The sequence below is a fragment of the Sporosarcina luteola genome (assembly GCF_023715535.1).
Taxonomy (GTDB): domain Bacteria; phylum Bacillota; class Bacilli; order Bacillales_A; family Planococcaceae; genus Sporosarcina; species Sporosarcina luteola_B.
Genome location: NZ_JAMBOI010000036.1, coordinates 1 through 570, shown reverse-complemented (window position 1 = coordinate 570; position 570 = coordinate 1). Strand labels below are relative to the sequence as shown.

Annotated in this window: 1 protein-coding gene; it reads left to right on the top strand. The window is 47.9% G+C overall.

Going from position 1 to position 570, the window contains the following annotated elements; translation table 11 throughout:
• Positions 1-570, top strand: a 570-nt coding sequence (locus tag M3191_RS18170; RefSeq protein WP_251701727.1) for an IS256 family transposase, incomplete at both ends; no start/stop codon positions are given.

The window sequence follows — 570 nt, the reverse complement described above, 5'->3', positions numbered from 1 at the left end:
TAACCATGAGTATCGGAAAGATTACATTGAAAGTTCCACGCACTCGTCAAGGCGAATTCGCACCTTCAGTCTTTGAAAGATATGCAAGATGTGACCAGGCGCTTGTCCTCTCCATGCTCGAGATGGTCGTGAATGGCGTGTCGACACGGAAGGTTTCCAACGTAGTGGAACAGCTATGCGGCAGGAGTGTGTCTAAATCCTTCGTTTCCTCCCTGACGTCCAAGCTAGATCCCATCGTCAATGAATGGGCGAACCGGCCTTTAAACACAAAATACTTTCCCTACTTATTTGTCGACGCCATGTACATTAAAGTCAGGGAGGACAACCGTGTCGTCTCCAAGGCTGTATACCTCGCTCTTGGAATTGACAAAGAGGGTCGCCGGGAAATCCTTGGCTTGAAAGTCGATCACAACGAAAGCTTCAAAAGCTGGTCTGCCTTTATCCAACACCTAATTTCAAGAGGTCTACAATCGCCGAAACTAGTCGTCTCCGATGCCCATGAAGGTCTTAAAAAGGCGATTCAACAAGACTTTGTGGGAACATCCTGGCAACGGTGCAATGTCCACTTCA